Source organism: Mesorhizobium sp. M1E.F.Ca.ET.063.01.1.1 (assembly GCF_003998155.1).
Lineage (GTDB): Bacteria > Pseudomonadota > Alphaproteobacteria > Rhizobiales > Rhizobiaceae > Mesorhizobium.
In genome coordinates this window covers 1-6,483 of sequence record NZ_RZSC01000323.1, presented here as the reverse complement: position 1 = coordinate 6,483, position 6,483 = coordinate 1, and the positions used below count along the sequence as shown (strand labels likewise).

The following is a 6,483-nucleotide window of genomic DNA, read 5'->3' as shown; positions in this document are numbered from 1 at the left end:
TCGCCTGGTCCTGCAGGTCGCGGCGGGTCAGGTCGACGCCGACGCCGTAGCCCCAGACATGGGCGAGCGCCTCGCCGCGGGGAATGCGGAAGCCGGCTTTGCCGATCGCCACGACCAGCTCGATCTCGTGGTGGAGGTTGGCGGTCAATGGCGGGTAGGGGATCTCGGCGCCGCTGTCGACCACCGCGTCGGCCGGCTTGGTGAAGAAGAAGGGCGGGTCGCGCTCGTCATTGCCGAGCTCGCGCGCGTGTGCCGCGTAATTGCGCCCGACGCAGAAGATGCGACGCACGGCAAATCGCTCCCCCGAGCCGGCAATGGCGACTGAGGCGATCGCTGGCGGCGGGAGGACGAAGTCTGTCATCGGCTGGGTTCTGCCTTAGTGTGAATCTGCCTGCACATTCGGCCGATTTCGGCGAGCAGGCAAGGCACGGCGATCATGAAACCGTTGGCCCTGTTATTTTGCCGACAAGGCGACTTTCGGGCGATGTACTATTTGGCAATAATCTGACCATGGTGACGGGACTATCCTGTGCCGACCGAAATCGAACCGATGCCTGAATCCGAGCAATGACCCCCGTCAGCGATCGCGCCCGCTTTCTGATCATCGATGACCACCCGCTGTTTCGCGAGGCGCTGCATAGCGCCGTGCAGATGGCCTATCCTGACGTCGATACGGTCGAGGCGCGCTCGATCGCGGAGGCGATCGATCTCCTCGCCGATGCAAAACCGTTCGACCTGGCGCTGCTCGACTTGAGCATGCCCGACGTGCACGGCTTCGAAGGGCTGCTGCAGCTCAGGACCCGCTATCCGCGCCTGCCGGTGGTGATCGTGTCGGGCTATGAGGAGCCGAAGATCATTTCCGAGGCGCTGTCCTATGGTGCCGCGGGTTTCATCCCGAAATCGGCGAGGAAAAGCGATCTCGCCGCGGCCATCCGCTCGGTGATGGACGGCGCGGTCTATGTGCCGGAAAACTATGGCGGACAGCCGGCGGACCCCGACAGCACCGACCGCGCCGACATGGTGCAGCGGCTGGCGACGCTGACGCCGCAGCAACTGAGGGTTTTGCAGATGCTGCGCCAGGGTATGCTGAACAAGCAGATCGCCTATGAGCTGCAGGTGGGCGAGACTACGGTTAAGGCGCATGTCTCGGAGATTTTGCGCAAGCTCAATGTCTACAGCCGCACGCAGGCAGTGATCGAGGTGTCGAAGCTGGACAATACGGAGCTGTTCAGGGATCAGACTGGGTTTTGAGCGTAATTTCTAAGCCAGCAGATGCGCCAATAGCGCGCGCAGCTGTGCCGGCTTCAGCGGCTTGCGCATCAATTCGATGCCGGCGGCGCGGGCGGCTTTGGCGACGAGCTCCGAGCCATCGGCGGTGACGATCAGCGCCGGCACGGGCCGGCCCAGATAGTCGCGCACTTCGGCGATGGTGGCGGTGCCGAGATCGCCACCGTCGAGATGCTGGTCGGCGATGACGATGTCGGGCACCCAGTCGGTGTCGCCGATGAGGTCGAGCGCATCGTCGGTCGAGGTCGCGGCGCGCACCAGGCACTGCCAGCGCTCGAGCAGCGAGGTCATGGCGCTCAGCACGTCGGTGTCGTTCTCGACCAGCAGCACCCTGGTGCCGAACAGGCCGTAGCCGCGCGGCCGGTCCATGTCGGCGGCGGTCGAGGCCGGCTCGGCTGGCGCCATGCCGATCGGCACGTCGATGTGGAAGATCGTTCCGCGTCCGACTTTCGAGGAAAAGGTGACGGGGTGGCCAAGTGCTGCCGCCATGCGACGCACGATGGCGAGGCCGAGGCCCAGCCCGCCCGTCAGTCCGCCATCGGCAAGCGTGGAGATGCCGCGGTGGAACTCCTCGAACACTGCCTCGCGCTGGTCGTCGGGGATGCCGCAGCCGGTGTCGGCGACATCGATGCGGATGGTATCGCCGCGATGCCTGGTGCCCACCAGCACGCCGCCCGAGCGGGTATAGCGCAGTGCATTTGAGAGGATGTTCTGCAGGATGCGGCGCAGCAGCGTGCGGTCGGAGCGCACGACGACATTGACCGGCCGGAATTTTAGCGACAGGCCTTTTTTTTCGGCTTCGGGAAGAAAGTCCGAGCGCAGCGAGGAGAACAACGCCTCCAGGCTGACATCGCTGATTTCGGGCTGGACCACGCCGGCGTCGAGCTTGGAGATGTCGAGCAGCGTGCGCAGCAGGTCTTCCATCGTCTCCAGCGAGCGCTCGACCTGGCGCACCAGCTTCTTGCCTTCCTCGCTGGTCTGTACTTCGGCGAGCGCCGAGACCGACAGATGCGCGGCGTTGAGCGGTTGCAGCACGTCGTGGCTGGCGGCGGCGAGGAACCTGGTCTTGGAAAGATTCGCCTGCTCGGCGTTTTCCTTAGCAGCGCTGAGCTCGATGTTCGACCGCTCGAGCCGGTGCAGCGTCGCGTGCAACTCCTCGGTGCGGGTGCGCACCCGGTTCTCCAGCGAAATCGCCGTCTGGAACAAAGAGAAGGCGTTGACCTGCTGGTCCATCGAGCGTTCGACGCGGCTGACCAGGGCGGCGTTGATCTTCTTCAGCTTCTCGAGGTCGTCGATATCGCGAAGCGGCATGGCAGTCACTCGGCGGCCCGACGCTCACCAAAGGCGATGCCGGTGAAGGTCTGATTGAGATGCATCGAGCGGTACTGCTCGCCATAGGTGCCGAAGCCGATGACGTTGTTGGTCCGGTAGAGCTCGGAAATATCGCGGAAGACCTGGCGGTTGCGCGCGTCGAGCCGGCGCAGCACGCAGTCGAAGCCGAGCACCATGTCGATGCCGCCGAGCTTGCGCTCGACGTCCTGCAGGGCGGCGCGTGTCGCTTCGACCATGTTCTTCGGCTGAGCGATGGACAGAACGACGCCGTCGTCGATGGCGCAGAAGAATGACAGCGAGCCGTCGGCATGCATGCGCTGGATCGAGCGGCAGTAATATTCGCCGCCCACCTTCACCACGACAGGGTGCGAGGCAAAGCTTAAGGGTGTCAGCATCTCCGGCACGATGCCGACGGAGGCGGCATATTCCTCCGCGGCGTTGGTGGCGTTGAATTCGCGCACGATGCGGTGATCGGGATCAGATTGAGTGACCACCAGCTTCTCGTCGGTGGGAATGAAATTGTCGGTCTTGAAGACGTGGAAGGGGATCTCGGTCGCGATCAGCACGACGATGGCGCTGTCGGAAGCGACCTTGCCGTTCGAGATAAGACTGGTGGTCTCGAATTTCAGGTTGTCGCCGGCCGAACCGCCGATCAGCGGAATGTCGTCCAGCCCCCAGTGGATGGCCGAGGTCACCGCTTCCTCGGCATAGGACAGCCCGTCGATAAAGCAGAGCGCGAAAGTGTCCTTGGCCCGCCCTTGCCCGACACGGTCGCGAAGCGAACGTCTCAGCGCCGCCACCTCGCCGGTGATCCTGTCCATGCTCGACGAAGAGAGGTTGTCGACCATGATGCTTGCCGTCGAAAAGGACGCGGTAGGAAGCAGCAGTGCAAGGACATGGCCTTCCTCGAGGCCCTGAGGGGTGATTTCACCGGCGGTCGAGCAGCCGGCATAGTCAAGCGAGGGTGCATATGTCTTGAGCGCTTCCGACAGGGCGGCCGCATCGACGAGGCTCTGGGAAAAGAAAAGCAGCGCAAAGCCGGCGTCCATGGCCACGGCTTCCGCCGCGACCATCCGGGCGAAGGCGGTTGCGTCGGGCTCATCCGTGGTGAGCGCCGAGAGGCCGCAAGCATAGTGCGTCCGTGAGTTGGCCAGCGACTTCCTCCCTGCATTTCCTCCGACGCTTTTTTGTATGCGTTCAGCCCGCTTGCGTCGAAAGGCATTGTTGTCTTCAACCGCCATTTTGGCAATGGCGGGCCTCGTGCTGCATGACCGAAAGTACAATATGCGGAGTTTCGGACGAACTGCATTCTCGCAGCGTGGCGCTTTGGGGCACTTCTTCCGGTGCATTATACGGTATAGGAATAGCGGATAGCCCGGGGCAGCCGGGCAATAACCCGCGCCGGGACTACCAAGGTAATACCTAGGGAGGATTCATGTCGGACATATCGTTGATGGTAAACGGAAAGCGAGTCAGCGGCGTTGCCGAAGACCGAACGCTTCTGGTTTATTTCTTGCGGGAGAATCTCGGTCTCACCGGGACGCATGTCGGTTGCGACACCTCGCAATGCGGAGCCTGCGTCGTGCTTGTCGACGGCAAGGCGGTGAAGTCCTGCACGATGCTCGCGGCGCAGGCCTCGGGTTCGAGCGTCGTGACGATCGAGGGGCTGGCAAACGGCGCCGATCTGCATCCGGTGCAGGCAGCCTTCAGGGAGCATCACGGTCTGCAGTGCGGTTTCTGCACGCCGGGCATGATCATGACGGCGACGGACATGATCGCGCGCCATCCGGAAGGCCTCGACGAGGCCACCGTGCGCTCCGAGCTTGAGGGCAACATCTGCCGCTGCACCGGCTACCACAACATCGTCAAGGCGATCCTCGCCGCATCGCAAGCGATGGCGAAGGGATCGAAGGGCAAGGCCAAGCAAGCTGCGTGAGGCCCGAGCGAGTAGCGAATAGGGAGTAGCGAGTAGCCGGTCTCTGTTTGGGCGGCCTCCACTCCAATCGTTCCCTACTCGCTATTCGCTACTCACTACTCGCTGTTTACGGGAGGAATTTCCGCAATGGGTATCGAAGGTGTCGGCGCTCGCGTGGCGCGCAAGGAAGACAAGAGGTTCATCACCGGCGGCGGCCGTTATGTCGACGATATGGTGGTTCCCGGCATGAAGCATGCCGCGTTCGTGCGCAGCCCGCACGCGCACGCGCAGATCAAGAAGATCGATGTGAAGAAAGCTCAAGGCATGCCCGGCGTCATCGGCGTGCTGACCGGCAAGGAACTCAAGGCCGACGGCATCGGCAACCTGATCTGCGGCTGGATGATCCATTCCAAGGACGGCTCGCCGATGAAGATGGGCGCCTGGTCGCCGCTCGCCGTCGACAAGGTGCGCTATGTCGGCGACGCCGTCGTCATCGTCATTGCCGACACCAAGGGCCAGGCGCGCGATGCGGCGGAGGCGGTCGAGATCACCTACAAGGAACTGAAGGCTGTGGTCGATGCCACCAAGGCGCTTCAGCCGGGCGCGCCGCAGATCCATGCCGAGGCCGAGAACAATCTGATCTTCGACTGGGAGATCGGCGACGGCAAGGCAACCGATGCCGCGATCAAGTCGGCGGCACATGTCACGCGCATGAAGATCGTCAACAACCGGCTGGTGCCGAATGCGATGGAGCCAAGGGCAGCGCTTGGCCACTACGACAAGGCCGAGGACCACTACACCTGCTGGACGACGTCGCAGAATCCGCATGTCGCGCGGCTGGTGATGAGCGCCTTCTACAATGTCGCGCCGGAGAACAAGCTGCGCGTCATTGCGCCGGATGTCGGCGGCGGCTTCGGCTCCAAGATCTACATCTATCCGGAGGAGATCGTCTGCCTCTGGGCGTCGAAGAAGACCGGCGTGCCCGTCAAATGGGTCGCCGACCGCACCGAAAGCTTCCTCGCCGACGCGCATGGCCGCGATCATGTCTCGATGGTGGAAATGGCGTTCGACAAGGACAACCGGATCACCGGGCTCAAAGTCGACACGATAGCCAATCTCGGCGCCTATATGTCGCTGTTCTCGTCCTGCGTGCCGACCTATCTCTACGCCACGCTGCTGTCGGGCCAGTACGATATCCCGGCCATCCACGCCAATGTGCGCACCGTCTACACCAACACCGCCCCCGTCGATGCCTATCGCGGGGCAGGGCGGCCGGAAGCCACATACCTTCTGGAACGCACGATGGAGACGGCCGCGCGCGAGCTCGGCGTGACGCCCGCCGAGCTGAGGCGCAAGAACTTCATCACCTCCTTCCCGCACCAGACGCCGGTAATCCTCAGCTACGACGCGGGCGACTATAACGCTTCGCTCGACGCCGCGATGAAGGCGGCCGACTATGCCGGCTTCACCAAGCGAAAGGCGGATGCCGCCAAGCGCGGCAAGCTGCGCGGCATCGGCATGAGCTGCTACATCGAGGCCTGCGGCCTCGCGCCGTCGGCGGCGGTCGGTTCGCTCGGCGCCGGCGTCGGCCTTTGGGAATCGGCGGAAGTGCGCGTCAACGCCGTCGGCACCATCGAGGTGCTGACCGGCTCGCACAGCCATGGCCAAGGCCATGAGACGACCTTCGCGCAGCTGGTCAACCAGCGTTTCGGCGTGCCGATCGATTCGGTTTCGATCGTCCACGGCGATACCGACAAGGTGCAGATGGGCATGGGCACCTACGGCTCGCGCTCGGGCGCGGTCGGTATGTCGGCGATCTCCAAAGCGCTCGACAAGGTCGAGGCCAAGGCCAAGAAGATCGCCGCGCATCTGCTCGAGGCCGACGAGAGCGACATCGTCATCGAGAACGGCGCGCTGAAGGTTGCCGGCACCGACAAGAACGTGCCGTG

General features: G+C 63.5%; 6 protein-coding genes. 3 read left to right on the top strand and 3 right to left on the bottom strand.

Annotated elements, in window-relative coordinates; genetic code table 11:
* A partial coding sequence (locus EOA29_RS21280; protein ID WP_189478951.1) for a fumarylacetoacetate hydrolase family protein occupies positions 1-361 on the bottom strand: 361 nt, incomplete at its 3' end.
* Positions 362-567: 206 nt separating this feature from the next.
* Between EOA29_RS21280 and EOA29_RS21275 the strand changes: the two genes are divergently transcribed.
* On the top strand, positions 568-1,251 hold the full coding sequence (locus tag EOA29_RS21275) for a response regulator transcription factor (RefSeq protein ID WP_126093362.1): 684 nt from the start codon (positions 568-570) through the stop codon (positions 1,249-1,251).
* A 9-nt stretch (positions 1,252-1,260) separates the two neighbouring features.
* Here the strand turns inward: EOA29_RS21275 and EOA29_RS21270 are convergent, their stop codons facing one another.
* Together EOA29_RS21270 and EOA29_RS21265 are read right to left on the bottom strand one after the other, a co-directional pair.
* The gene (locus EOA29_RS21270) at positions 1,261-2,598 is read right to left on the bottom strand and encodes a hybrid sensor histidine kinase/response regulator (RefSeq protein WP_126093363.1); all 1,338 of its coding nucleotides are present in this window, start codon (positions 2,596-2,598) and stop codon (positions 1,261-1,263) included.
* Between the two features lie 5 nt (positions 2,599-2,603).
* Positions 2,604-3,860 (bottom strand): FIST signal transduction protein, encoded by a 1,257-nt coding sequence (locus EOA29_RS21265; protein WP_126093364.1) that lies wholly within the window; start codon positions 3,858-3,860, stop codon positions 2,604-2,606.
* A gap of 194 nt (positions 3,861-4,054) precedes the next feature.
* Here EOA29_RS21265 and EOA29_RS21260 point away from each other — a divergent pair, with 194 nt between their 5' ends.
* Both EOA29_RS21260 and EOA29_RS21255 read left to right on the top strand, forming a co-directional pair.
* The gene (locus EOA29_RS21260) at positions 4,055-4,555 is read left to right on the top strand and encodes a (2Fe-2S)-binding protein (RefSeq protein ID WP_126093365.1); all 501 of its coding nucleotides are present in this window, start codon (positions 4,055-4,057) and stop codon (positions 4,553-4,555) included.
* A 126-nt stretch (positions 4,556-4,681) separates the two neighbouring features.
* Positions 4,682-6,483 (top strand): xanthine dehydrogenase family protein molybdopterin-binding subunit (locus EOA29_RS21255; protein WP_145969728.1); only part of this gene is annotated, 1,802 nt, incomplete at its 3' end.